The organism is Microbulbifer mixtoriginis (SeqCode) (genome assembly GCF_052466765.1).
Map to the genome: position 1 here is coordinate 4,569,649 of NZ_CP174289.1, position 23,973 is coordinate 4,593,621.

Annotated in this window: 20 protein-coding genes; 13 read left to right on the forward strand and 7 right to left on the reverse strand. The window is 50.9% G+C overall.

Annotated elements, in window-relative coordinates; all coding sequences use genetic code 11:
- Positions 1-107: 107 nt before the first annotated feature.
- Positions 108-359 (reverse strand): ribosome modulation factor, encoded by a 252-nt coding sequence (gene rmf, locus ACJJIV_RS19945; protein WP_444884593.1) that lies wholly within the window; start codon positions 357-359, stop codon positions 108-110.
- A 423-nt stretch (positions 360-782) separates the two neighbouring features.
- On the opposite strand from rmf, the gene rlmKL reads away from it, so the two are divergent.
- Positions 783-2,981, forward strand: coding sequence for a bifunctional 23S rRNA (guanine(2069)-N(7))-methyltransferase RlmK/23S rRNA (guanine(2445)-N(2))-methyltransferase RlmL (rlmKL, locus tag ACJJIV_RS19950; RefSeq protein WP_444890116.1), 2,199 nt, complete (start codon positions 783-785; stop codon positions 2,979-2,981).
- Positions 2,982-3,182: 201 nt separating this feature from the next.
- On the opposite strand, the gene ACJJIV_RS19955 is transcribed toward rlmKL, so the two are convergent.
- Positions 3,183-5,519 carry a bifunctional serine/threonine-protein kinase/formylglycine-generating enzyme family protein gene (locus ACJJIV_RS19955; RefSeq protein ID WP_444890117.1) on the reverse strand — a complete coding sequence of 779 codons (2,337 nt, stop codon included), beginning with the start codon at positions 5,517-5,519 and terminating at the stop codon, positions 3,183-3,185.
- A gap of 17 nt (positions 5,520-5,536) precedes the next feature.
- On the reverse strand, positions 5,537-6,469 hold the full coding sequence (locus ACJJIV_RS19960) for a PP2C family protein-serine/threonine phosphatase (protein ID WP_444890118.1): 933 nt from the start codon (positions 6,467-6,469) through the stop codon (positions 5,537-5,539).
- A gap of 329 nt (positions 6,470-6,798) precedes the next feature.
- Here ACJJIV_RS19960 and ACJJIV_RS19965 point away from each other — a divergent pair, with 329 nt between their 5' ends.
- A complete protein-coding gene (locus tag ACJJIV_RS19965) occupies positions 6,799-7,680 on the forward strand; it encodes an FHA domain-containing protein (protein ID WP_444890119.1) in 882 nt (293 codons plus the stop codon).
- On the forward strand, positions 7,677-7,934 hold the full coding sequence (locus ACJJIV_RS19970; protein ID WP_252081970.1) for a glutaredoxin family protein: 258 nt from the start codon (positions 7,677-7,679) through the stop codon (positions 7,932-7,934). Before ACJJIV_RS19965 ends, ACJJIV_RS19970 begins: the two co-directional genes overlap by 4 nt.
- A 130-nt stretch (positions 7,935-8,064) precedes the next feature.
- On the opposite strand, the gene ACJJIV_RS19975 is transcribed toward ACJJIV_RS19970, so the two are convergent.
- Complete coding sequence (locus tag ACJJIV_RS19975) at positions 8,065-10,068, reverse strand: transglycosylase SLT domain-containing protein (RefSeq protein ID WP_444890120.1); 2,004 nt, start codon at positions 10,066-10,068, stop codon at positions 8,065-8,067.
- Positions 10,069-10,231: 163 nt separating this feature from the next.
- On the opposite strand from ACJJIV_RS19975, the gene ACJJIV_RS19980 reads away from it, so the two are divergent.
- Positions 10,232-12,097, forward strand: a complete 1,866-nt coding sequence (locus tag ACJJIV_RS19980) for an ATP-binding cassette domain-containing protein (protein ID WP_444890121.1) — start codon at positions 10,232-10,234, stop codon at positions 12,095-12,097.
- 59 nt (positions 12,098-12,156) lie between these two features.
- Here the strand turns inward: ACJJIV_RS19980 and ACJJIV_RS19985 are convergent, their stop codons facing one another.
- On the reverse strand, positions 12,157-12,600 hold the full coding sequence (locus ACJJIV_RS19985; protein ID WP_252081967.1) for a universal stress protein: 444 nt from the start codon (positions 12,598-12,600) through the stop codon (positions 12,157-12,159).
- Positions 12,601-12,746: 146 nt separating this feature from the next.
- Here ACJJIV_RS19985 and ACJJIV_RS19990 point away from each other — a divergent pair, with 146 nt between their 5' ends.
- The 4 genes from ACJJIV_RS19990 to ACJJIV_RS20005 all read left to right on the forward strand — a co-directional run bounded on the left by ACJJIV_RS19990 (position 12,747) and on the right by ACJJIV_RS20005 (position 17,002).
- A complete protein-coding gene (locus ACJJIV_RS19990) occupies positions 12,747-13,271 on the forward strand; it encodes a hypothetical protein (protein ID WP_252081966.1) in 525 nt (174 codons plus the stop codon).
- A 214-nt stretch (positions 13,272-13,485) separates the two neighbouring features.
- Complete coding sequence (gene topA, locus ACJJIV_RS19995; RefSeq protein ID WP_252081965.1) at positions 13,486-16,155, forward strand: type I DNA topoisomerase; 2,670 nt, start codon at positions 13,486-13,488, stop codon at positions 16,153-16,155.
- Positions 16,156-16,644, forward strand: coding sequence for a DUF6586 family protein (locus ACJJIV_RS20000; protein WP_252081964.1), 489 nt, complete (start codon positions 16,156-16,158; stop codon positions 16,642-16,644).
- Between the two features lie 103 nt (positions 16,645-16,747).
- Positions 16,748-17,002: a hypothetical protein gene (locus ACJJIV_RS20005; protein WP_252081963.1), complete on the forward strand. Its 255-nt coding sequence runs from the start codon at positions 16,748-16,750 to the stop codon at positions 17,000-17,002.
- 86 nt (positions 17,003-17,088) lie between these two features.
- Here the strand turns inward: ACJJIV_RS20005 and lexA are convergent, their stop codons facing one another.
- Entirely contained in the window at positions 17,089-17,694 is a 606-nt protein-coding gene (lexA, locus tag ACJJIV_RS20010; RefSeq protein WP_252081962.1) for a transcriptional repressor LexA, read from the reverse strand.
- Positions 17,695-17,858: 164 nt separating this feature from the next.
- On the opposite strand from lexA, the gene ACJJIV_RS20015 reads away from it, so the two are divergent.
- From ACJJIV_RS20015 to ACJJIV_RS20035, 5 genes are all read left to right on the forward strand, one after another.
- Positions 17,859-18,497, forward strand: coding sequence for an LOG family protein (locus ACJJIV_RS20015; RefSeq protein ID WP_252081961.1), 639 nt, complete (start codon positions 17,859-17,861; stop codon positions 18,495-18,497).
- 393 nt (positions 18,498-18,890) lie between these two features.
- The gene (locus tag ACJJIV_RS20020; RefSeq protein ID WP_444884603.1) at positions 18,891-19,523 is read left to right on the forward strand and encodes a TetR/AcrR family transcriptional regulator; all 633 of its coding nucleotides are present in this window, start codon (positions 18,891-18,893) and stop codon (positions 19,521-19,523) included.
- 34 nt (positions 19,524-19,557) lie between these two features.
- Entirely contained in the window at positions 19,558-20,574 is a 1,017-nt protein-coding gene (nagZ, locus tag ACJJIV_RS20025; RefSeq protein WP_444890122.1) for a beta-N-acetylhexosaminidase, read from the forward strand.
- Positions 20,575-20,653: 79 nt separating this feature from the next.
- Positions 20,654-21,760: a mechanosensitive ion channel family protein gene (locus tag ACJJIV_RS20030; protein ID WP_444886415.1), complete on the forward strand. Its 1,107-nt coding sequence runs from the start codon at positions 20,654-20,656 to the stop codon at positions 21,758-21,760.
- Between the two features lie 299 nt (positions 21,761-22,059).
- Positions 22,060-22,275 carry a cold-shock protein gene (locus ACJJIV_RS20035; protein WP_020413094.1) on the forward strand — a complete coding sequence of 72 codons (216 nt, stop codon included), beginning with the start codon at positions 22,060-22,062 and terminating at the stop codon, positions 22,273-22,275.
- A gap of 661 nt (positions 22,276-22,936) precedes the next feature.
- Here ACJJIV_RS20035 and ACJJIV_RS20040 read toward each other — a convergent pair.
- Positions 22,937-23,896, reverse strand: coding sequence for a CsiV family protein (locus ACJJIV_RS20040; protein WP_444890123.1), 960 nt, complete (start codon positions 23,894-23,896; stop codon positions 22,937-22,939).
- Positions 23,897-23,973: the final 77 nt, after the last annotated feature.

Consider the following 23,973-nt stretch of genomic DNA (forward strand, 5'->3'; position numbering starts at 1 on the left):
TGAGATGTTGAATTCATCTTTATCGTAGAACGGGTTCAGAGGGATGCAGGTGCAGCCTGGTGGTGGTCGTGTAAAAGGTGCAGGTGAACCTGCACCTTTCCTGCAGGCTAAATAGTACTCCAGCCGTCTGGATATTGAATATCGGTGGAAATGGCGCCATAGATTTCCAGTTTTTGCGCCTTGGTAGTCCTGTCAAAGCCATTCCAGTAATCTTCCCGCCCTTCACGCCAGCCGTTAACCCATTCCTGGTGTGGGTCATTTTCGACAAAGGGACAGCTATCTATAGACTTATTGTTCAGGGCTGCCAAATACCCTTTGTAGAAAGCCCTGTCGGCGTGATTGCGTTTTTGGCGTTTCATCTATACGGCACCTCTGCTTGTAGATTTACGAACTGCGGCGCAGTCCGTTGGATGCTTATTACGGTTTTGTTGCATCGACAATTAAAGCTTAGCGAAACTTTTACGCGGGCAGTTGTGTGACTCCTATCGCTTCCCACATAGCAAGAATATGGTGGAGACAGCAAAAACGGAAAACGGCTGGGCGTCGCTCTTAAGATATCTACAGAGAGGCATTTAAAAGTAGGGGTGACTGTGTAGACACTAGCAAGATATCCCGACTACATAGGCTCCGCCGCTACAAAGTGGGATAATCGCGCCAGAAAATCTGGCCTGTTGAGGGGAATACTGACCTCCGGGTATGTCTACCAGGCTCTTGAAAATCTAATTTGCGCCAAGGGGCGCCATATTTATCCCCCTGATGCTAGGGGTTATCGAGTAAAAGTTTTGATCGACTCACGTATAGAAGAATTTAAGTTTACTGCGACATGTCCGAAAGGATTGGAAAGCTTACTTGCTGTAGAGCTTGGGTCTCTGGGGGCTAAGGTCCTTCGGGAGCAGCCTGCGGCCATACATTTTGCAGGCTCCTTGAAGCTTGCTTATCGTTGCTGTCTGTGGAGTCGCCTGGCAAACCGGATTTTGCTGCAACTCGATCAGGTTCGCATCGGTGATGCTGAAGACCTCTACCGGGCGGTGGCTGCACAGCCTTGGGAAGAGCATATTGGCCCTTCGGGCAAACTGTGGTTGCAGTTTTCGGGGACAAATCGGGAAATCCGTAATAGTCAGTTCGGAGCCCAAAAAACAAAAGATGCCATCGTTGATCGCTTGCGTGATAAAACCGGGGCGAGACCGAGTATTGATAAGCACAATCCCGACCTGTTTGTGGCTTTGCGACTGCAGCGGGACAGGCTGGATATTGCCATAGATCTCAGTGGGGATAGCTTGCATAAAAGAGGCTACCGAACGCATATCGGTGCTGCCCCCCTCAAGGAAAACCTGGCTGCAGCCCTGTTATTGCGCGCTCGTTGGCCGCAGATTGCGGCTGAGGGCGGGGCTCTGCTGGATCCAATGTGTGGTTCGGGCACTATTTTGATTGAAGCGGCCATGATGGCTGCTGATATTGCTCCGGGTCTCTTCCGTGAGAGTTTTGGTTTTGAGCGCTGGCTCAACCACCAGAGCGATATTTGGAATGAGCTTCGTGAAGAGGCTCTACAGCGTCGCGTTGCCGGTTTGGAGAAGCCTTTGCCGGAAATTCGCGGTTATGATGCCGATGCTAGGGTGCTATTTGCTGCCGAAGCCAATATTGATAGGGCGGGATTGGAGCGCCAGGTGCGGGTAAGTTGCCGGCCGGTCGCCGCATTCAAGGTTCCGAGTCATCGAGAGATCAATACTGGTTTGGTATTGACCAACCCCCCCTATGGTGAACGCCTTGGTGAGCAGGAGGCTCTGCGAGAAACCTACGCCGAGTTGGGTAAGCAGTTAAAGGCGGAGTTTCCCGGTTGGCAGGTGGGAATTTTTACCGGCAACCCTGAGTTGGGATATTCCACCGGGCTACGCTCTCACAAGCACTACCAGTTGTATAACGGCTCAATCCCCAGTCAGTTGTTGTTGTTTCAGGTGCGCGAACAGGGGGGGCAGGCCGAGAGCGCACCCAAGGAACGCAAGCTTTCCCCAGAAGCTGAAATGGTGGCCAATCGATTGCGCAAAAATTTGCGCACAACAGGCAAGTGGGCATCCAGAAACGGCATTGACTGTTATAGGCTCTACGATGCTGACTTACCGGAGTACGCCGCTGCAGTAGATTTATATCGCACCTTAGAAGGGGAGCTCTACGCTCACCTCCAGGAGTACCGCCCGCCGGCCAGTATTGATGAGGGTAAGGCGCGCAATCGGTTAAGGGATCTGTTGAGAGCCGTGCAATCCGTATTGGAGCTGCCTAGAGGGAAAATTAGTATCAAGGAGCGTCGCCGCCACAGCCATAAAGGTGGCCAAAAGGGCGCTGGCCAGTATCAAAAACAGGTTGACGAAAGGGCTAGCTTGCAGGTGCAGGAGTACGGCGCTGAGCTGGAAGTGGATTTATGGCGCTACTTGGATACAGGGCTGTTCCTAGATCATCGCCCGGTGAGAAAGCACCTGCGCGAGATATCCTCTGGGAAGAAATTTCTCAACCTGTTTTGCTATACCGCAACAGCCACTGTACAAGCTGCTTTGGGTGGCAGCGTACAAAGTACCAGTGTGGATATGTCCAAAACCTATCAATCCTGGGCTGCGCGAAACTTCCGTGCAAATGGTATGGATCCTTATAAGCACCAGCTGGTGGAAGCTGATTGCCTGCAGTGGTTGGCATCGGCCCAACAAAATCGCAAAGGCCATTACGACCTGATCTTCCTCGATCCCCCGAGCTTTTCCAATTCGGCCAAAATGCGCGGAGTGCTGGATATTCAGCGCGACCACGCCAAGCTGATCAGCCAATGCATGGCATTATTGGCCCCGGGGGGCACTCTGATTTTTTCCAATAATTTGCGCAGTTTTAAAATGGATGTGGCGATTACAGATGCCTTTGCTGTGCAGCCTTTACAGTTGTTGGATAAGGATTTTCAACGCAACCCTAAAATCCACAACGTTTGGGAAGTTCGGGCTAAGTAGTGGGAGTTGGCTGCTAGCCTAGGGTCTGAATGATGCGGTGAGTTAATGCGGCACAGGGAAGTGTTGCCGCTGCTGGCAGCCATAAGGTTAGATTATAAAGAATTTCTGTATCACTATTTAGCTGGTGTAAATCAAAAGCCATTGGCAGAGGCTCAATGAAAATCAGGGTTATTTTTTGCTTCGAAAGTAGCCTGGGGTCGGTCAATAAAGTTCCATAACAATCCGCATTCCTACATCCTTTGCACGACTATTTTCATTGAGGCCCTTGCGATAATCTGCCCCAATTCTGCTAGATGGGTCCCGCATTGAGCCACCGCGAACGCTGCGTAACTGACAGTTTTTGATTTTCAGTGGTGCAGATGTGTTGTGGTTTTTATCATAACCGGGTTGGTAACAGTCTTGCACCCACTCTGCCGCATTGCCGGCCGTATCGTATAGTCCAAAAGGGTTGGCTTGGTAATTCGCTACCGGTCCGGTTTTCGTGATAAAGAGACTGTTAAATTCACTGTCACATCCGCGCCTGCAATTGGCTTTTCCCCTTGCATCGCTGCTTTTCCACCAGAAAGGTTGGTCAGTGCCCGCGCGGGCTGCATATTCCCACTCGGCCTCGCTGGGCAAACGATATTTTTGTCCCGTTTGCTCTGAAAGCCACTCAACATATTTTTGTGCGTCCCGCCAGGTAATATTGGTGACCGGTCGCCTCCCTCGGCCCCAGCCTGAGTCACTGGGCTGATTGGTCCCTGTGGCGAGAGCAAAGCGGTCGTAATCCTCAAAAGTGATTTCTTGAGTTGAAATGGCAAATGGTTTGGGAATTTTTACTTGGTGCTCGGGGCGGCTATTACTGCGCTTAATGCTGCCCATCATAAATTCTCCCGGGCCTACTACGATCATCTGAGGGCCCTGACCGCCGGAGGAGAGCTTGGAGCGTATTTTCTTTCCGGCAAAATAGGCTTTTTGTAGCTTTACTGAAAGCTGGTGGTTCTGATCCTCGATAATGATCCAGTCACGATAGCGGTCATAGCCGGGTTTGCTGACCTCTACATCGTATCGCCCGGGCTCTAGTTGAATACCCGGTGCATAGCGCGGGCTTATGTTCATAATACGCACGCGGGCATCTTCGGGTTCAGTTTTGACCGTAAATGCAAACTTTGGTACAGAGTTTGGCTGCTCCTGTGAAAGCACAACCGAGTTTTGGGTGGGTAGATTGCCCGATAGTGAGTTATCCGGGGATTGATTGTTTATGGAATGACCTTGAGAGATCTCCTGCCCTTGTGTCTGTACCAGATCTTTAACTGGAGGCTTCTCTACATCTCTGACTTGTACTTCTTCAGAACGATCGGCGCTGGGCGCAGTGTCGGAGGTATGGCGTCTTGCGCTGTCGGATAAAGTGATCTGGCTAAGCCAAGTTTCCTTACCACTGAAAGTGCTATGAACGCTCCAGCCAAAAAGTAGCGCAATGGCGGTGATGGCGGTTAGTGTCCATGGGCGCCTGTGCTTTGTTGGTTCACTGACCAGCTGTCGTAAACGCACCAGGGTATCCTGATCTTTACGTACGGAGTCCACTTGCTGGGGGTTCTCCAGTCTCACCTGCCAGCCTTTAATAAAGCGATCCCGGAGGCTGCTCAACAGAGTGAGAAAAAGTGCACGGGCTAGACTGGAAACACCGACAGAGGCGTTGTTTAACTGGCTGATTTGCTGGCTGGGCTTGCCGGCTAGGGTTGCAACTAACTGATCGGTTGCATCTGCGACATCCAGGCCCCGTTGAAATCGTTTGGCCGGCTCTTTGGCCAGGGCGCGATCAATGATCGGCTGGTATAGCGCGTGCCGAGCAGGTAACTTGGGGATGGGGTCGGTCAGGTGCTTGATGGCAATAGCCACCGCTTCCTCTGCTTGGTAGGGAACAGCACCAGTGAGCATTTCATAAAAGACAACACCTAGGCTGTAGAGATCGGCCCGACCGTCAATAGCATTACCTCTGGCCTGCTCGGGGCTCATATAGTGGGGCGTGCCTACGACCATGCCGCTATTGGTCATTCTTGTGGTATGTGCAACAGCGCGCGCCACGCCAAAATCACTCAATACGGCAGAGCCATCCTCCCGAAACAGTATATTTTCTGGTTTTAGGTCCCTGTGCACATACCCCTTGCTGTGGGAGTGGTCCAAGGCCATGGCGATTTGGCGTACAACATTGAGGGCTTCCAGTGGCTCCAATGGCCCTTTGGCGAGTCTTTCAGAAACAGAGCCCCCAGCCATATAGTCCATGGCGATATAGTTAAGGCTGCGGTAGCGTCCAATATCATGGATACCAACGATATTTGGATGGGAGAGCTGTCCGACAATGTTGGCTTCCCGTTGAAATCGCTCACTGAAAATCGGGTCGGCATTGAGAACCGGCGACATAACCTTGAGGGCCACTTGGCGGCCGACACTGCGCTGAATGGCTAGGTATACCGTGGACATGCCACCCTGGTTAATTTTGCGGAGGATGCGATAGCCGGGGATTTGTAGCGACGAATTGCCACTCTTTACGAGCTCCATGGTGTGCTATGGCCTCGTTAAAATAGCTGGAATATTCCGCCTGCCAGTGCGGCAATTGCTCCGCAAGCAGCAAGCAAGACCAGAAGTGGTCGCCAGCTTCTATTGCTTTGGCTGTCACCATTAGTTTTGTTTTGTGCAGTGCTGCTGTGAGATTCTTGCGAAAAGCTTGGGGGAGGGGCGATAGCTGGTGCTTCGATAACCTGAACAGTGATATTGTCCTTGCCACCGGCATCAAGGGCTGCGTTTATGAGAAACTCAACTATTTGGTGGTTATTGGGGTATTCAGCAATGATTCGGTTTATTTTTTCATTGGGTACTTCGGAACTGAGTCCATCGCTGCAAAGTAGAAGTTTTTGTCCTGAACTCCAGTGATGAGATACCCGGTCAACTTCGAGCTTGGGGTTGGTACTACCGCCGATACATCGGGTAATAACGTGGCGATTTGGATGGGTTGCGGCTTCCTCTGAGTTGATGGCACCAGAATCCATCAGCATCTGAACATAGGAGTGATCACTTGTCAGTTGGCTGAGTTCGCCGTTTTTGTCGCCCGGTGTCCAGAGGTAAGCTCGGCTATCTCCAACCCAATAGATGTGATAGTAATCGCCCTCCTCGGCGAGCACTACTGCGGTTGAGCCCATATTGGCAGTGCTGTGCTCATCACCAAGCAGTAGGGCGTGGGCCCTTTGTAGGGCGCGTTCATAGTGGCGGTCAGTTGACGCGCACTGTTGGATTTCTTCTACTACGGTCTGGCTGGCAATCTCTCCGGCGTGGTGCCCGCCCAAACCATCGGCGACAACCCAAATGCCTTTTTCTTCATCAGCCCAATAGGCATCTTCATTCTGCTCTCGCCGGTAGCCGGGATGAGTGGCGCCAGCGCTACGTGTAGCACTTGGGGTGTGTTGAACTACTTCGCTGTGCCGCGATACCTCGCGAACTTTGGCTTCACTCACTGGCGTGCAACTACCTGTTATGGTTTCTCATCGTAACTGACGGTGATAGCCGATTTGGCAAAGATCCGTCTTTTCCTTGTGGTGCTGCAAGTGTACTTTACCCAACGACACCATTGGCAGCTGAATTGGTCACCCCTGCCTGAGCCGGATATTAGACCTTTGCGCCATTGTAAGCTGCAAACCCAATCACACGCTAATGATATTGCCCGTGTTAAACTCGGTTTTATCTTCAATCTGCAAATTTTTTTCAGGTTTTACTGTTACTTGGGACAGTCCCTTTATTTAGGCTGCCCTATATTCAGTCTCCTTAGGGCTGAGGAGCGTGATCAATGCTAAAACTTTGTGATGTAAACGATTCTGGCCAGAGTGTTTGGCTGGTGGCCCCCGGTGTAACGGTGGGGCGAGATCAGGTTTGTGATCTGTGTATACCGGATGACTCGATTGCGAAGTTACATCTAAAGATCGCGATTAAAGGGGGGCAGCTTACCCTGGGGAATGTTTCTGGAGACTCCCATGTATTGGTTAATGGGAAGCCGATAGCATCAGCCTGTCGAATCAAGCTGAACGATCAGATAACAATCGGTACTCGAACACTACAAATTATTGACCCCAAAGTAACAAAACTTAATTCGAGCAAGTCGAAAAATACCGCCTGGGCGCTACGGGCAAATCACAAGGCGATTGCGGGAAAAGTGTTTCCTGTAAAAGGGGGCGCGGTGGTAGGGCGATCTGAGGAGTGCGATATCACGTTTTCCTTGTCACACCTTTCGCGTCGCCATGCAAGGTTGGAGGTGCGTGAAGGGTTGCTGTTCGCAATTGATCTCGGCTCGGCCAACGGGACATTCGTCAATGGTCGACGGATCACGGAAAGCCGTGTGCGAAGAGGCGATGAGCTGCGGTTTGATTCGTTGAGTTTTTCTGTTGTGGGCCCTGTGGATGATCTTGATCGCACTGCAGTGCGCCCTGCAATCTCTTCACATCTTATGAAGTCTCCAAAAATTGGCTCAGGTGAAGTGGCAGCTGAAGATGTCACTCAGAGATCCTTCTCGGCTTCTATCGCCGGGCTGCGGGAAGAGAGCCCAAGTATGGCTGAGCCCCAGGAGGAAAAACTTCAGCCACGTATCCCTATAAAAGCCTTGGGCTTGACTCTGTTATTGGTTGCCGGTGCTGCCGGATATCTTTGGGTTAATAACCAGGGAGTGTTCTCATGAGTTCGCCCCGTGAATTGCTGCTCTATACCACCCTTGGATGCAGCCTGTGCGAAAAGGCCAAGCTGGAAATATGGCCCCTGCTCGAGCAGTTTGGGTTGCGTTTAAGGGAGGTAGATATTGCCGATGATGACAATTTATTCGAGCGCTTTAGTCTTTTGATACCCGTGGTGGGGCTCGGTGATCCTGAAGACACTTATGCATGGCCCTTTCAGCAATCGCAGCTGCAAGCCTGGTTAGCCAAACGAATTGGTTAGGCGCCCTTCATTTATTGGGAGATAACTCCCACCTTAAGCCCTAATGACTCGGCTGCCCAAGGGGGGCTCTATTCCTATTTAAACGGTATCAAAGTTAGGGCAGAGGTTTGTAAGGTTATTCTGAGGCACCTTAAAGTTTATTCCCTGCCTCATGCGCCTTGAGAAGTTGCAGCTTGGTGCCGCTCCGATAGGCATAAATTACCGTATAAGCGAGTACATTCTGTACATAATTCCTTGTTTCACTATAGGGAATCGTCTCGATCCAGACATCGTGTGGCAGGCGCTGACGAGTCTCCTTTAACCACTTGGCAACCCGCGTTGGCCCCGCGTTGTAAGCGGCAGCGGCGAGGAAGCGATTGTTATCGAATCGATTTAACAGGGTGCTCAGGTAAAAGCTGCCAAGGGCAATATTAGTTTTGGGGCTTAGTAGATCCCAGCTGCGTCGATAGCGTACACCGGCGCGCTTTGCCGTTGCGCGTGCGGTAGAGGGTAGCAATTGCATTAGACCCAATGCGCCAGACCGTGATTTGGCGTCGTGGCTGAAGTGGCTTTCCTGGCGGGCAACTGCGTAAATCATATAGGGCTCTAGAGGCGTGCTCTGCCGTCCAACCTGCTCACTTACACTTTCTACAATATCGGCAAAGGCCAGGGGGAAGCGGAGTTCCAGATCATCCAGGTAGTCTGCCGCAAGAACAGATTGAATGGATTTGTGATACCAACCCCATGCGCTTGCCACTTTGCCCGCGGCTAATAGCTCCTCGTGATCCATTTCCCGAGTAGCGTAGCTCCACTCACGCCGAGCATGGAATAGTTCACCAATAGCCTGCAATTCACGTGCCCTTTGTAAGCCGGTGTGCTGGGCCATCTGCTGCACTTGAATTGGCGTGATTGGCGCGGGACGATCTACAAAGCTGTAATTTTGTCCGAGGGTATCGGCAGCAAGGAAGCCGTAGTAACTGCGTTCCCGTGCAGCTTTTCGATAGAGCAGGGAGGCTGCTCCAGACTGCGCTTTACCATAAAGTTCTTCCAGTGAGCGGGCTTTCCAGTAGAGCCAGCGATCGCGCTGTTGCCGATCGAGTGGCAGGCGATCAATCCAAAAGGCAACCTGCTCCCAGTCGAGCTCTCGCAGGGATTGCCGCGCCAGCCATTCAATGGAATATCCATCATCCATTGTGTGATTCTTGGTCAGTTGTAGCAGTCCCTGGGTATCGTCTTGACGCGCAAATTGTCGAGCCAGATGGCGGAGCATATTGGCTTGCTCCTTATCGTTAAACAGGAGGCTGGCACTATAGCGCTGCCATGCCTGTTCAGCGACGGCTGCATCTTCCCTAGCTAATCGATGCAATCCATGCAGAATAATTTCCCTGTGATGCTCCGGTGACTGTAAGAAGCGAGGGTAATTGAGAAGAAGCTTGGGTGATTTGTGTACCTCCCGTAGCAGGGCTGCTCTTTGTTGGAAGGGTTTGTCCATTTTCCTGGCGATATAGGAAGCGAGTTCTAGGTTATCCTCTTCTAGGGCGAGTAAATGGCGGGACCAAATCTTTTCCTGGGTTAGGCCGCCATTGCGCTTCCAGCGGGCAAAAACTGGGTCACACTCCTCTACTTGTGAGTGCCCAACCAGCCAGAGCTCGGTGGTTACTTGATCGGCATTGTCTTTGCTGCCATGGCGAAATAGTGCGTCGGCATAATAGCAACGCAGTGCCGCGCGCTTGTGTTTCTCAGGTTTAAAGTATTTTAGGTAGGTCTGAAATTGTCTCTGTTGCCCCAGCTCTCTGAGTAACCTAATACGCATCCAGTCACCCACCGCTGTTCCCTGGTTCTCAGCGAGAAAGCGATCAATATCTTTTAGAGGTAATTGGCGTAATTTTTTTCCGATTGCCCAGTAGTCGAGATAGGGCACTAGAGGGTAATTCGCTAACTTGGCTTTCAATTGCTTTAACTGTTTTTTATTGCCGTATTTAATCGCTATCCTGGCTTGTTGTAATAGCTGGCGCTGGTTGGATATACCTGTGGTTGGCTTGTTTTGCTGAGACAACTCCTTCGATGATGCTTGTGGCTCTGCCTGGGCGCTGAGGCAGATCCAGACCATTAAAGGGGCAATAAACTGGAAGAGTCGACTTGTGCTAACTGACATGACAGTAACCCCGAAGTTGAGTCTGGTCGCGCAAGTTTATGAGACGGCTTGGCAAAAAAGCGTAAAATAGCGAATTTTTCACAGGACCCGAAGTATCAATTTTCGTTTCATTCAACTAACTAGCGAGAATGTTAACCGGGTCTGTTAATTGTAGTGCCTAATTATGTTGCTTCTATTGGATGGGGTCAGTCTGCGTTACGGGACCCAGGTGCTTGCTGAAAACGTCAGTGCAAAAATTGAGCGGGGCGATCGTATTTGCCTTGTTGGCCGCAATGGAGAGGGTAAGTCCAGCCTGTTGCGTTTAATTGCGGGGCAGGTGGACCCAGATGCTGGGGAGATTGTGCGCGCGAGTGGGATGGTTATGGCAACCCTTGAGCAGGAGTTGCCCGCAGGCTGTCTCGACTCTGTCTACCGATATGTTGCCGAGGGTCTGGGCCCTATAGGGGGGGTATTGGCTGGTTATCGGGAGGACCCATCGGCCGAGCTACAGGCCAAAATTGAAGCGGAGCACGGCTGGGATCTCCTGCCTAGAGTCGATAGTGTGCTCGACCGCCTCGGCTTGAGTCCCGATGAATCCGTGGCTGATCTCTCTGGAGGTTGGCAGCGCCGTGCAGCTCTCGCGCGCGCACTGGTTACAGAGCCCGATTTGCTCATTCTCGATGAGCCCACCAACCATTTGGATATTGCCGCTGTGGAGTGGTTGGAAGGGTTCCTCGATACTTTTAGAGGCGCGTTATTGTTCGTCAGCCACGATCGTGCTTTGGCGCAGCGGCTGGCCAGTACAGTCTGGGATTTGGATCGTGGATACCTACGAGTTTTTCGTTGTAAGTTTGGGCGTTACCAGGAAGAAAAAGAGAAACTTTTAGAAGAAGAGGCCAGGAACGAAGCGCTATTCGACAAAAAGCTAGCCCAGGAGGAAGCCTGGATTCGCCAGGGTATCAAGGCGCGACGCACCCGTAATGAAGGGCGGGTGCGGGCCTTGCAGGGACTAAGGCGCCAGAGAGAGGCGCGTCGAACTCAACAGGGCATTGCAAGGATGTCTCTCGATAGTGGAGAAACATCCGGTAAGTTGGTGGCTGAGCTTAGTAACGTTACCTTTGCCTACCCCAATGAGTCCCCCCTGATTCGCGACCTTTCATTTACCTTAATGCGCGGTGATAAGGTGGGATTGATTGGCCCTAATGGAGTTGGTAAAAGCACCTTAATTCGAGTGTTGCTCGGGGACCTTCAGTCTCAGTCTGGTCAGGTGCGTTTGGGTACAAAGCAGCAGGTAGCCTACTTTGATCAGCGCAGGGACCAATTAAATCCAGAACTTACCGTGTTGGATAATGTTGGTGGAGGGCGCGACTCTGTCACCATTGGCGGCAAAAGCCGCCACATCATGTCCTATTTATCCGATTTCCTCTTTAGCGGTTTGAAAGCGCGGACCAAGGTAGGTGCGTTGAGTGGTGGTGAGCGCAATAGGGCTCTTCTGGCGAAATTATTCAGTCAGCCAGCCAATATTCTGGTGCTCGATGAGCCGACCAACGATCTGGATGTAGAAACCCTGGAGCTGCTTGAAAAGTTACTTTTGGAATTCACAGGCACAGTGTTATTAGTCAGTCACGACCGTGCATTTCTCGATAATGTTGTGGATTCCTGTCTAGCCTTCGAGGGAGATGGTCGTATCCGAGAGTATGTGGGTGGTTATGCGGACTTCATTCGCCAGGGAGGTAGTTTTGAACAGGAGTCAAAAGAGGAAAAAGTCCCCGAAGGCAAGGTGAAAGCGAAGCCGGTCGAAGCGGACAAGCCTCAGGCTAAGAAAAAGAAGCTCAGCTATAAGCTGCAACGTGAACTGGATGGCTTACCAGCCTTGATCGAACAGCTTGAAGTTGAAATTGGCGCTATAGAGGCTGAGGTAGCAGACCCTACTTTTTATCAACAGGAGCAAGCCCAGGTGCAAAACCGGCTCAATTTACTGGCGGAGAAGCAAACTCAATTAGAGACCGCTTTTGATCGATGGTCGGAGTTGGAGGGGGGCGAAGAGTAAGGTTTGAGTATTGGAGAGAAGGGGTGCATGGCACCACTTCTCTCGCCGAAAGAGGGGGCTTATTCTTCGTCCACATATACCCTGACAGCTAAAACATCGCACTTGGCGCCGTGAAGAACCCCATTAGAGGTTGAGCCCAGCAGAAGAGCCAGGCCATGGCGTCCATGGCTACCGATAACAATAAGATCGACCTCTAGATCTTTGGCTAGGCGATGTATCTCGGTGGATGGTTGGCCCAAAATTACATGCTGTCGTTCAGCGGGGATATTCAGCGGTAGAGCGGCTTTGTGGAGCTGTTCCTTGGCCTGTCTCTGTAGCTGATCCTGCACCTCTGATAAATCCATGGGGATATCCCCACCGTAGGCAAATGTCAGCGGCTCAATGGCATGCATCAAGCTGATTTCGGCATTGAAAGCTTCAGCGAGAGAGGCCGCCTTTTCCAGCACTTGTGAGGATTCTTCCGAGAGGTCCAGGCCCACCAATATTCGTTCATATTTCGCCATTTTCCATTAGCTCCTGTCTTTTCTATTTGCCCAGTGGGGCCTCTTACGACAGCTATTTTCAGTCTATCGCAAAAAAAACTGTTTGACATGGATCATATATGGCGCCGCAGAATAGGCCGTTTTTAAATCTATCATAAGGAACTTTTATGTCCGAATGGCTACCGGTAATCATAATTGGCTTTGCTATTGCCCTGGTGCTGGGGCCAGTGATGTGGCTGAAGCCCAATCAGCGCGACAGCCGTCTGGCTGATTTGCGTGGCCGTGCCGCCAGGGCAGGCATTACCGTGCAAATTCAAGCCTTACCTGAAGCTTTGGGGGAGGGGACCGCAGCGGTTTATTACTATCGGTGGAAGGATAGAAAGCGTCTACAGATTGGTTGGAAGCTGCAGCGCCAGCGGATTACGCATGAAATGAATTTTGCCGGTAGTTGGGACTGGGGCAACAGTGTGAGAGCCCCCCAGGCAGCATGGCAGCAATTGCACCAGTTGCTGGATAGCTTGCCGGCGGATTGCTGTGCGATTATCGCAACCGATGTCGGATTGGGCGTGCAATGGCAGGAAAACGGTGGGGTCAAAGCTTTTTCGCAGCTGTCTGAGAGTTTGGCGGAGTACACCCCTCTTATAGAAGAATCTGTACGCAAGATCAGTCCCATTAAGCTCCCAGAAGACTAGGGCGACAGGCATTTTAGTGGGCTGCTCAAATAGGGAAAATTGTCACAATTTTACCCTTTTCTGGGGGTGAAATTTGGCGAATAAGCACTAAAAGTTGTCAGCTTTGCTTGACCGCGCCTTGACTGAGGCTTATATATTCGCGCAGCGCAGGCCCGATTGAAGGGCCTGAAATGCTTCGGATAGCAGTAAATTTTTCATTTGAAATCAAAGGCTTATGGGTAAATCACTGGTCATCGTCGAATCACCGGCCAAAGCGAAAACCATCAATAAATATCTCGGCAAGGACTTTGTTGTTAAGTCCAGCGTCGGTCATATTCGCGATTTGCCAACCGGTGGCGGCAACAAACAGCCCGTTGACGCAAAAGAACGGGCAAGGCGTGCGGCAGAGACTCGTAAGCTTTCCCCTGAGGCGAAAGAGGCTTACAAGCGCAAGAAAAATCGTGCTCAGCTGATCAAGCGCATGGGGATCGACCCGGATAATAGCTGGCAGGCTCACTACGAAATTTTGCCAGGCAAGGAAAAAGTAGTCAGCGAGTTGCAAAAGCTGGCTGAGAATGCCGATCACATTTATCTGGCAACGGATTTGGACCGCGAGGGAGAGGCGATCGCCTGGCACTTGCGGGAAGCAATTGGCGGTAATGACGAACGCTATCGCCGAGTGGTTTTTAATGAAATCACTAAGTCCGCGATCCAGGAGGCGTTTAAAGATCCCGGCCGCCTGAATATCAATCGGGTTCATGCCCAGCAGGCTCGCCGATTCCTCGATCGTATTGTTGGCTATATGGTCTCCCCACTATTGTGGGAGAAAGTTGCCCGAGGACTCTCTGCTGGCCGGGTGCAGTCAGTGGCAGTTCGTCTCGTGGTAGAGCGCGAACGTGAGATCCGCGCTTTCATTCCTGAGGAGTATTGGACGCTTTTCGCTGACACCGCTACCAGCAAAGCGAACAAGCTGCGGCTAGAGGTTAAAAAACAAGCTGGTGAAACTTTCCGCCCCACCAATGAAGCTGATGCGAATAGCGCGGTGAAATTGCTTCAGGGTAGTGAGTTTGTTGTTAGCGGCCGTGACGATAAGCCTACCAGTTCCAAGCCTGGTGCTCCCTTTATTACTTCGACACTACAACAGGCGGCTAGTAATCGCCTCGGTTTCAGTGTCAAGAAAACCATGACCCTTGCGCAGCGCCTCTACGAAGCCGGCCATATTACATACATGCGTACCGATTCGACCAATCTAAGTAAAGAGGCGGTTGAGTCGGCCCGGCAGTATATCGGAGAGAATTTTGGCGATAAGTATCTGCCAGAAAAGCCGGTTAGTTATAGCAGCAAGGAGGGAGCGCAAGAGGCTCACGAGGCAATTCGTCCCTCCGATGTACGTGTTGCCCCCAATATGCTCTCAGGTGTGGAGAGGGATGCGGAGCGGCTCTACAATCTGATTTGGCAGCAGTTTGTCGCCTGCCAGATGACCCCGGCAAAATACACTTCCACCTCAATTGTGGTGAGTGCCGGTGACTTTGAGTTGCGTGCTCGCGGCCGGGTGATTCGTTTTGATGGCTTTCTCAAAGTTGCCCCTCCTGCGGGCAAGAAAGATGAAGATCTGCTGCTGCCTGATGTTCAGGTTGGCGATAAGCTGTCTCTGCAGCAGCTGGACCCGAAACAACATTTCACCAAGCCTCCGGCTCGTTTTAGCGAAGCCGCTCTGGTGAAAGAGCTGGAAAAGCGTGGTATCGGCCGGCCCTCAACCTATGCCTCTATTATTTCCACAATTCAGGATCGGGGCTATGTGCGGCTTGAGAACCGCCGTTTCTACGCGGAAAAAATGGGTGATATTGTCACCGACCGTCTCAGCGAAAGTTTTAAAAATCTGATGGACTACGGTTTTACCGCAAGCCTGGAGGAGTCTCTGGATGCGGTTGCCGATGGCGATAAAGGTTGGAAGCAGTTACTCGACGAGTTTTATCAGGATTTCTCCTCGCGGTTGGAAAAAGCTCAGTCCAGTGATGCGGGTATGCGGCGCAACACGCCGACAGATACCGATATCGAGTGCAGTAAGTGTGGTCGCCATATGCAGATCCGCACAGGCTCTACCGGTGTATTCCTTGGCTGCTCCGGTTACGCGCTTCCTCCTAAGGAGCGCTGCACCAACACGATGAATCTCGTCTCTGGCGATGAGGCTGTGGACGCGGATAAGGACGAAGATGCCGAAACCCGCCAGTTGCGGGAGAAGCGCCGGTGTCCCAAGTGCGGCACGGCGATGGATAGTTATCTGCTCGATGAGCAGAGAAAGCTACATATCTGCGGTAATAACCCGGACTGTAATGGTTACGAGGTAGAGCAGGGCACGTTCAAAATTAAGGGCTACGACGGTCCGATTATTGAGTGTGACAAGTGCGGTAGCGACATGCAGCTGAAGTCAGGCCGTTTTGGTAAATACTTTGGTTGTACTAACGAAGCCTGTAAGAACACCCGCAAGCTGTTGAAAAATGGCCAGCCGGCGCCACCCAAAATGGATCCGGTTCCTATGCCGGAGTTGGCTTGCCTGAAGGTTGAGGATCATTACATTCTCCGCGATGGTGCCTCCGGATTATTCCTTGCCGCCAGCCAGTTTCCGAAAAACCGTGAGACCCGTGCCCCGCTGATAAAAGAGCTACTGCCTCACCAGAGTGAGATTGACCCTAAGTACAGCTTCTTGTTCTCGGCCCCCTCACAGGATGATCAGGGGCGCGATACCGTAGTTCGCTTCAGTCGTAAGACCCAAGAGCAGTATGTTCAGTCCGAGGAGGACGGAAAGGCCACGGGTTGGAAGGCTTTTTATCGGGATGGCGCCTGGAAAGTCGAAGCGGCGGCCAAGAAAAAGCCGGCAGCTAAGAAAGCGGCGGCAAAAAAGTAAATGAGTAATCCCTATACCGGCCTAGTCACTTCGGCATTGCGTAAGAGCCAGCTGCTGGCCACAAGTAGTTATGATTCTTCTATTCAGCGAATGGCCCTGGAAGAAGGTGCTTTGTTGCAGCTGTGGAAAGCCTATCAGGCTTTCCTGGCTGAACTGTCACATCAGCTGCAATTGAGTTTTGAACCAGAGTCTGTACAGGTTATTTTAGATAGCCTGCACAGCCAGGGGAGAGCGAGCCTTGAAGTAAGTGAACTGCAGTTATTGCTCTCAGAGCCAGAGAGTTGGCTTAGCGAATTATTACGCGCGTGGAACCAGCTCCTGAGGCTGCCTACATTAGCGGAGGAAAAGGGGCAAGCTGGCAACCTTATTCCGACCCACAATATCGCCGGAACAGTACCAATTGAGCTTTCTTTCGAAGCGCTGCTTAAATGGCACAAAGCTCTCAGTGAGCTGATACTTAGACAGCGTGCCAATCTCGAGGAGTGCTAAGAGGGCTCCGCTACCTTTCTATTCATCTTTTTGCGCCCACTGAAACTTCTAAATTGCCTGTGGTACACTGGGCGCAAACTGATGTGCAGTGAAGGGAAAGCAAATGTCCTCCGAAACTTATGAGATTATCGAGTTGGCCAATGGCGATGTGGCTCTGCGCCGTGCCGGCCATGAGGAGGACCCTCTGGTGAGTATTCGTTTCTCAGCCGAGAGTCTCCAATTTTTGCGAAAGCACAAGGTAGCAGTAGCCCGGGCCATGTTAGAGGCGGGTATAGAAGCTGTGCAAAATCTCGATGACCTGGAGCCAGGTTACTTTGAAGAGGAAGAGTCGATGCCGGTTAACCATACGATTCACTAATCTATGGTAAAGGCGAAAAATTAAGTGGAACAACAGCGGCTAGAAGCCGCTGTTGTTGTTTTTGAGTGGCGGTAAATCTTTTAGTCTCATGGAGTTTGGCGAATAACGCCTACGGCTAATCCTTCGATCACAAAGTTCTTATCCCGCATATCTACTTGGATGGTATCAAAGTCTTCGTTTTCAGGTAGGAGTTGTACCGTTGCCTGATTACCTTTGCGGCGGAAGCGTTTAACGGTTACTTCATCATCAATCCGCGCAACCACAATCTGCCCGTTTCTGATTTGCTCGGTCTTCTGTACTGCCAGAAGGTCCCCATCGAGAATGCCGGCATTTCGCATACTCATGCCGTGTACCCGCAATAAATAATCTGCCGGTGGGTGGAAGAAACTGGCGGGCAGGTCGCAATAATCCTCAATATGCTCGGCTGCCAGAATAGGGTTGCCTGCGGCGACACGCCCCACGATGGGAAGTCCCGATTGGTGGTCGGGAATTCGAATACCTCGGGAGGCACCGGCAACCATCTCAATGGCTCCTTTTCGTGCCAGTGCTTTGAGGTGTTCCTCTGCAGCGTTGGGCGAGCGAAAGCCCAGCTCTTGGGCGATTTCTGCGCGGGTGGGAGGGTAACCTGTGTCGTCCAGGTAGGCTTTTATCAGCTCTAATACTTGAGTCTGGCGTGCGGTGAGATTGGTCATAGATTTACCTAGCGTTTCTGTATTTTTATACAGTTGCTGGGATTATATACAGATTTAAGGATCTCGCAAACTGAGCACCTGCCTGCAGTCCAGCTGCTACATTGTTTAAGAAAACAAGGAATGAAACGAATAGTTGAAAGAACTGACAGCAAGGGAGAATAATAATGCTTGATGCGAAAATGGCTGAAGCCTGGAGAGTTCTGCGCATTCAATCTGAGTTGGTTGATGGAATTGAGCGTTTGGTTGCGCTTAACGGGGCGGTAACAGTTTTTGGCGGTGCGCGTTTCACTGAAGATAGCCAGGAATATCAGCAAGGAGTGAAGCTTGGGGAGCTTTTAGCAGCAGAGGGGATACCTGTGATGACCGGTGGCGGGCCGGGTCTGATGGAGGCGTGTAATCGTGGGGCTTTTGAGCAGCCTGGTACTTCAATCGGATTAAATATCGAGCTGCCTTTTGAGCAGGCAGCCAATCCTTACCAAGATATCAGTTTGAATTTTCGCTATTTCTTTGTGCGTAAATTTATGTTTGTGAAGCATGCCGTGGGCTTTGTGGGTTTACCGGGGGGCTACGGCACGCTGGACGAATTATTTGAGGCGCTGACATTAGTGCAAACTCAAAAAGTACGGCGATTCCCGATAGTTTTGGTGGGCAAGCGTTATTGGGGAGGGCTGTACGATTGGCTGGTAGATACGGTATTGGAACGAAATTGTATCGACTCTGCTGATCTAGATCTGTTTCATGTGGTGGATGCAGTGGAAGAGGCTGCAGATTTAATTATGAAATATATGCGAGCCAGGGATTAAATAGTTTTCGAGATGTCTAGGTTACTTTCTTTATTAATTAACAATCGGATAGGGCGAGGAGTAGGGGAGGCAGGAAAAACAGGAATACAGGAGGTAGAGGCCAAATACAGAGCCTACAGCTGTGCCTCGTCCCTAAATAGTAGTTAGCGCCTCTATCTTTCTTCCCGCGCAGTGGAATGCACTAAGGCCTATGGGAAGAGGTAGTGGTCAGTCGCTTCGGTAATTACATCTTATCCTGCCAACTTACCAAACCAATTTCGCCTATGGGGATTCGCCAGGTCGGACTTCCCCCTACAACCGTTCTTTCTGCATGTGCAATAAGCCGCCAGCGAGCTGGGAGTGTGCTACTCTGGCCGAAATTAAACAGCTGTTTTAAATGGTGGTTTGATATCTATGAGTCAGATGGATACCGTTAACCGCATCTTGGATGCTGCCGAAGCGCTCTTTGCCGAGCGCGGCTTTACTGAGACATCCCTTAGGACTATTACGAGTACTGCCGGAGTTAATCTGGCAGCTGTCAACTACCACTTTGGTTCTAAGAAAGAGTTGATCCAGGCGGTCTTTGAGCGTTTCCTAACACCATTTACCGATGCCCTGGAAGCAGAGTTGGATCGACGCATAGCTTCTGGCCAGCCACTTAAGGTTGAAGGGTTGTTAGAGAGCCTATACCGAGTTGGGTTGGGCAGTCTGAGCCAACTTGGGCTGGATGCTCAGCGCTTTATGCGACTGCTGGGACTAGCTTATACGCAGTTTCAGGGGCACTTACGCCGCTTTATAGTGTCTCGTTACGGTGATAGTTACCGACGCTTCGCAGGTCTACTGGCCGAGGCCTTACCGGGGGTTGATCCCGTGACGTTCTACTGGCGCCTGTATTTTATGTTAGGGGCCACTATTTTTACCTTGTCGAGCTACGATGCCATAGAGGCTATCCTGAGAGAGGATTTTGGTGCTCAGAGCAGCCTGCCGGAAACTTTGGAGCGCCTTGTGCCGGCCGCTTCGGCAATGCTAAAGGTGGAGTCCGGTTAAACTGCGCAGCTGGTGAATCTTAGAGGAACTGAATATGCCTGCATCACTCGGACCGGTGATGATCGATATCGAAGGGCAGAAGCTCACTGATGAGGATTGCGAGCTTTTGCGCCACCCACTTGTGGGTGGTTTGATTTTCTTTGCGCGCAATTATCGCGATCGCGATCAGATTCAAGCTCTGATTGCCGATATTCGATCTGTGCGCCCAGAGATACTGCTGGCTGTTGATCAGGAGGGTGGGCGAGTACAGCGTTTTCGAGAGGGGTTCACGCGTTTGCCTTCTATGCAAAAGCTGTCCGCCGAGGCTTCAGCAGCACAGTTGCAGGATGTGGGTTGGTTGCTTGCCTCTGAGTTATTGGCTGTAGGGATGGATTTCAGTTTCGCCCCTGTACTGGATGCCGATGACAGCCACAGCCGAGTTATTGGAGATCGCAGTTTTTGTCCCGACCCCCATCACCTGACGGCTATTGCAAGGCCATTTATTCAAGGGATGCGTGAGGCCGGTATGGCTACAACCGGCAAGCACTTTCCAGGACACGGGCACGTGCTTGAAGATAGCCATGTGGAGCTTCCTCAAGATGAGCGCTCCCTGGAGCAGGTGCTGGTTAGCGATGCCTTGCCCTTTATTGACTGCATAGGGGCCGATGAACTGGATGCGGTGATGCCCGCTCACATTCGCTTCGTCAATATAGACAGTCAGCCGGTGGGTTTCTCCCGTTACTGGCTACGGGATATTTTGCGAGGACGGCTGGGTTTTAATGGGGTTATCTTCAGTGATGATCTGTCCATGGAGGGGGCGGGAGCTGCCGGTGGTTATGTGGAGAGAATCCGCGCTGCTCTGGAAGCGGGTTGTGATATGGGCGTAGTCTGCAATAACCGCGCAGGGGCTTTGGAGTCTCTCGCTGGGCTGCAGAACTTTATTCCCGCAGCGGAATCGAGTGAGCGCCTGAAAGCCATGCGGGGTAGACCTTCAATCACCTCTTGGGCGGAACTCGAAAAAAGTGAGCGCTGGCATAGAACTCGCAGCTGGTTAGCTTCAATAATGCAGTAGATGAGAAATACCGGTTTCCGCAGCTTGCTCCAAGAACCTATGGGCGGCTGGAACCGGTTTTATAAGCGGAGGGGGAATTGTGGAGTCCGTAGAGAGTGTGCTGTTGTCCTGGCTGGGTGATAACCGGGTTTGGATAATCTCTGTTTTTCTTATTGTATTGGCTTCCGCACTGGCGGCCTGGATTTTCGGCCGCTTTGTGCAAAAACTGGCTGCCAGGGCTGAGAAGACTGTCAATCCCTGGGATGATGCGCTGGTTGGGGCTCTCTCCCCTCCTGGACAAGTATTAATCTGGCTGTTGGGACTCACGGTGGCCGCCCACCGTGCGGGTCAGGCGACGGGTGCAGAGATTTTCTCCCTGGCAGAGCCTGCCCGTGAGATAGGCCTTATTCTGGTCCTCTCCTGGTTCGCTTGGCGCTTCTCGCACAGCGCTGAGCGTAACCTTTGCAATCCCCGCTATATTGGCAAGCCGATGGATGCCACTACAGTTAGAGCCATCGGCAAGCTGGTGCGGGCTTCGATCGCTATCACTGCGGGTATAGTGATTATGCAATTCCTGGGCTACAGCGTCAGCGGCGTTTTGGCCTTTGGTGGCATCGGGGGGTTGGCGGTAGGCTTTGCCGCTAAGGATTTGCTGGCGAACTTCTTTGGTGGGCTGATGATTTACTTAGATCGCCCCTTTGCGGTTGGCGATTGGATACGCTCCCCGGACAAGGAGATTGAGGGGACTGTAGAGGATATTGGCTGGCGCCTGACTCGCATACGCACCTTTGATATGCGCCCAGTTTATGTGCCTAATAGTGTCTTCACGCAGATTTCTGTCGAGAACCCTTCGCGAATGCTCAATCGCAGGATCTTTGAAACTATTGGGGTTCGTTATGAAGATGGCCATTTAATGGCGCAGATAGTGGCAGATGTTAAGAAAATGTTACAGCATCACCCGGAAATAGATGCCAACCGAACTCTTATTGTTAATTTTAATAGTTTTGCAGCCTCATCCCTTGATTTCTTTATATACACCTTTACCAGAACGACAGAGTGGGTGAGATACCATGAAATCAAACAGGATGTTTTGTTGAATGTACTCAATATAATTGAGCGCCATGGTGCGTCTTGTGCATTTCCGACCTCGACGGTACATATTGCCGATATTCCTTCATTAGCGCGAGAAGCCGCGTTAGACAGTTGAGTATTGGGAGTGCGATAAGGTACAAATGTTTAGTTTAAATATCGCGCTTAATTGGGGTTTTGACGGTTAATTACGCCTCTTGGTAAAAACGTAGTATTTATTTCACATAGAAACCTAGACACTGGCGCTGTTTTATCTAAGAATCAGGTTACGCCCTTTGGGTTACTCTCAATAGGGTGAAGCAAGATAGCATTCTGCATGGAGCAGTTTGTTAACAATGGGGTGGCGTTTGCCCCTCTTGCCGAATTGAGCAGTGAGGTAATAGAGGTAGGCGCAATAACAATAATGAGGTTTTCTCAATGAGTGATCGCGTTACAGGTACAGTGAAGTGGTTTAATAACGCACGGGGTTATGGCTTCATCACCTGTGGAGAAGGAACTGAAGATATTTTTGTTCACTATCGCAGCATTCGCGGAGAGGGTTATAAAACCCTTAACGAGGGGCAGGCGGTTGAGTTCGAAATGCAACAAGGTGACAAAGGACTGCTGGCGGAAGATGTTGTTCCCTGTGAGTGATTTTCGGATCACTCGTTGAAAGAACTGTTGTCGCGTAGAGTTTGCGGTGCCAGCCGTTAGCTCTGCCAGCGCCTCCAAAGCGGGCTTTTCAGCTCGCTTTTCTATTTCTCCATTCGCTTGGTTCAATATGTGTCTTATGGCGGTCTGCATACATATATGACCCGTTCCACGAGTTTCGTTATATTTTGAAATGTATTAATTACCTGCGCCTTAAATTTCTGAAAGCACTTCAGGCTATTTGTGAAGCTTTAATAATCTTGAAACCAATTTAATGTTAGGAGTCAGGGTTTCAGTTCTGTCTGGCGAATAAATTTAAAAATCTTTATTGCTGCTTCTTTACTAAGCTTTTTTATTTTATTTGGCTATTTTGCTTTTCTATTGATTTTCACTTGAGCGAGGGTGTTGTAATAATGGGGTGAGTTTTTCTCTTCGCCTTCCGTGTTTTTGTACTTGTTTCTTGTCGGATATCGTTAAGTTGCTGCCTTTGTAAAATTTTATTTTATAAATTGCAGTCAAATTGGTTTGGTTGTGTTATCTGTTATGCCGGATTCGATTCGGCTTTTATAGATTTAGGAAAGTGTAATTTGTTTGGTTATATATACTGTTGCAAATGGAATACCCCCTTTGAAGGGGGGTATTTAAAAGAGTATTAATTGGCCGTTTACAAGGTAACTGGGGTGGTTTCTTCTGTGACTTCTTCGTTGCTTTCAGCCACAGTGCGAATTTCAATCAAAATACCAAAAGCCGGGTGGTCAATATAGTGCAGTTGGCCGCTTCGCATACGGCGCTCATGTTGTAAATGAGCGGCCCGCATCACATATACCGGTTGCTCAGTCGGGGCATCTAGGGTTATAGGCTCCTGGTCTCCTGCTGCGTTTGAGAAGTTATACCTATCCGGATTGGAAGCAATAAACCCTTCATTCGTGGCAGAGAAAGAAATTGTTTCCTCGGAGGGTGTTGGGGCAGTCTTGGGTCGATGAGGCAGGCGGATACCCGCCGCAGATGCGGGAGCAGAGAAATCATTGAGCCAAAGGTTTGTGCTCAGGTGCAAATAGCGTGAGACGCTCAGGGTAATTGACCCTTCCAGTTGGCTGTGCCCTGAAAAGGTTTCGCCACCATCAATCAGGATTGCTGGTGACTTGTGTTTTTGCTCCAAAACTTGGTGCCAAGCTTTGTGGAATAAAATGCGATCCCCGCCTCTCACTAGAGCTGCCGCCTTAGTATCCAGCTTGGTGTCTACGGGGGAGAGGAGTAAGCGGAGGGGGGGAGCTTGGTCAGTATTGTGATCTCCGAACTCGCTGACTGCAAAGCTGACAGGCTCCTCGTCCAATGCTGTATCTTCTTGGGGGGGCTCTGTGGATTCAGGGAATGCGGTTGCAACAGGGGATTCTGCTTTTTCTTCCTGGGGTGCAGGGGTGTCAAAGTCCACCCAGCGAGCAGGGTAGGTGAGGTTCGGCTCCGCAGGCCAGGTTTCATTGGTTTGTGCCATACCTTGGGGGCGTTCGAACACGATCATCTCGATTTCGAAAGTATTGCCGGCGTAGTTCGCCGCCTGTGAGGCCGTGGCGGAGAGTGCCAGGGCAAGTGTAGAGCAGAGGTGCACTATCTTTTTTATGGTCATTGGGTTACCACTTTCTTCCATCTGTCCTGTCTATCGTCAGAGCAGGGTGAGTATTTCGCGGCCAGCTATATAGGCCG